General features: G+C 46.0%; 3 protein-coding genes. 1 reads left to right on the top strand and 2 read right to left on the bottom strand.

All coding sequences use genetic code 11. The features are described 5' to 3' along the window. Window positions 1-680: Glu/Leu/Phe/Val dehydrogenase dimerization domain-containing protein (locus ACTHUT_RS18765; RefSeq protein ID WP_440419377.1), on the bottom strand; the 680-nt coding region annotated here is incomplete at its 3' end. Between the two features lie 414 nt (window positions 681-1,094). Between ACTHUT_RS18765 and ACTHUT_RS18760 the strand changes: the two genes are divergently transcribed. Next, the gene (locus ACTHUT_RS18760; RefSeq protein WP_036491762.1) at window positions 1,095-1,889 is read left to right on the top strand and encodes a thymidylate synthase; all 795 of its coding nucleotides are present in this window, start codon (window positions 1,095-1,097) and stop codon (window positions 1,887-1,889) included. Here the strand turns inward: ACTHUT_RS18760 and ACTHUT_RS18755 are convergent. After that, window positions 1,847-2,088, bottom strand: a 242-nt coding sequence (locus ACTHUT_RS18755; protein ID WP_440419375.1) for a hypothetical protein, incomplete at its 5' end; no start/stop codon positions are given. The two genes, ACTHUT_RS18760 and ACTHUT_RS18755, sit on opposite strands and share 43 nt — an antisense overlap.

Here is a 2,088-nt window from a genome sequence, read left to right as displayed (position 1 = left end):
ATGCTGTCGTTGCGGGTTTCCAACATGGCTTGGGCAAAATACACGCAGCCGTAGCCGGTGGCTTCAGGGCGAATCAGGCTGCCGCCCCATTCGAGGCCTTTGCCGGTCAGGACGGAAGCAAATTCGTTGCGGATTTTTTTGTATTGGCCGAACAGATAGCCGATTTCACGGCCGCCTACGCCGATATCGCCGGCAGGAACGTCTGTATCGGCGCCGATGTGGCGGTAGAGTTCGGTCATAAAGGCTTGGCAGAAGCGCATTACTTCGGCATCGGATTTGCCTTTAGGATCAAAGTCGGAACCGCCTTTGCCGCCGCCCATAGGCAGGGTGGTCAGCGCGTTTTTGAAGACTTGTTCAAAAGCGAGGAATTTCAACACGCCCAAATCGACGGTCGGGTGGAAGCGCAAACCGCCTTTGTAAGGGCCGATGGCGGAACTCATTTGAATGCGGTAGCCGCGGTTGACTTGAACTTGGCCTTTGTCGTCCATCCAAGTGACGCGGAACATAATCACACGTTCAGGTTCAACAATACGCTCAAGCAGGCTTTGTTGGGTGTATTTCGGGTTTTTCGCCAAAAACGGATCCAAACTCATGAATACTTCTTCAACGGCTTGGTGGAAGGGTTCTTGGTTGGGATTGCGTTGTTTAAGATTGGTAAACAGGGTGTTCAGGTCAGTCATTTTTCAACTCCTATCGAGTGAGATGTTTCAATATTTATGTTTTGAAATATAACTGTAAAAAATTTACTTGCCAAGAAAAATTTTAGCCGAATTGTTGACATTATTTTTTTACCAATTTGTAAAACTAGAATTATATTTTTATTTTTATTAAAAATTATGGATTATATTTCATATATTAAAAATAATAAGCTATAAAATTCTAAGTAATTAAACTAGAAAATTTCAAAATTTTTTTTGTAAAAATTTTATTTGGCTCAAAATTTCTTGTAAATAAATGCTAAATTGTCAACATTATTAACGGATATACGCTAAGCCTAGAGGAAGGGTTGGCCCATTGCAGACAAAGAGGCAGGCCGTCTGAAAATTCGGTACAATACGCATCAAATTCCCACAACACATACATTAAGGAAACTCATGAAAGCCTATCACGACCTTATGCGCCATGTCCTCGACAATGGTATCGACAAATCCGACCGTACCGGCACCGGCACGCGTTCCGTGTTCGGTTACCAAATGCGTTTTGATTTGAGTGAAGGCTTTCCGCTGTTGACCACCAAAAAACTGCATCTTCGCTCAATTATTCATGAGCTGCTTTGGTTTCTCAAAGGCGATACCAACATCAAATACCTGAAAGACAACAACGTTTCCATTTGGGACGAATGGGCGGATGAAAACGGCGATTTAGGCCCGGTTTACGGCTACCAATGGCGCAGCTGGCCCGCACCCGACGGCCGCCATATCGACCAAATTGCCAATGTGGTGGAACAAATCAAGAAAAATCCCGACTCGCGCCGCCTGATTGTGTCCGCATGGAATCCCGCTTTGGTCGATGAAATGGCCTTGCCGCCTTGCCACGCGCTGTTTCAGTTTTACGTTGCCAACGGCAAACTGTCCTGCCAGCTTTACCAACGCAGCGCCGATATCTTCCTTGGCGTACCGTTCAACATCGCCAGCTACGCATTGTTGACCATGATGATGGCGCAAGTGTGCGGCCTGGAAGCCGGTGAGTTTATCCATACGTTTGGCGATGCCCATTTGTACAGCAACCATATCGAGCAGGCCCGACTGCAATTAAGCCGCGATTTCCGAAGCCTGCCGACCATGAAAATCAACCCTGAAGTCAAAGACTTGTTTGCCTTCAAATTTGAAGACTTCGAGCTGGAAGGCTATGATCCGCATCCGCACATCAAAGCAGCCGTATCGGTGTAATCCAAGTTAAAAAACAAAAGGCCGTCTGAAACTTCAGACGGCCTTTTTATTTGATTTGAGTTGTCAGATTTTCTCTCAACGGATAAGCGTATTTCCGTTAAAATACGCCTTCTTTTCCGATTCGAAACATTGCCATGCGCCTGACCCACATCAAACTCTCCGGCTTCAAATCTTTTACCGACCCGACCACGATTCATGT

The sequence above is a fragment of the Neisseria sp. P0022.S010 genome, from assembly GCF_051956635.1.
This window is presented reverse-complemented; position numbering and strand designations above follow the sequence as displayed.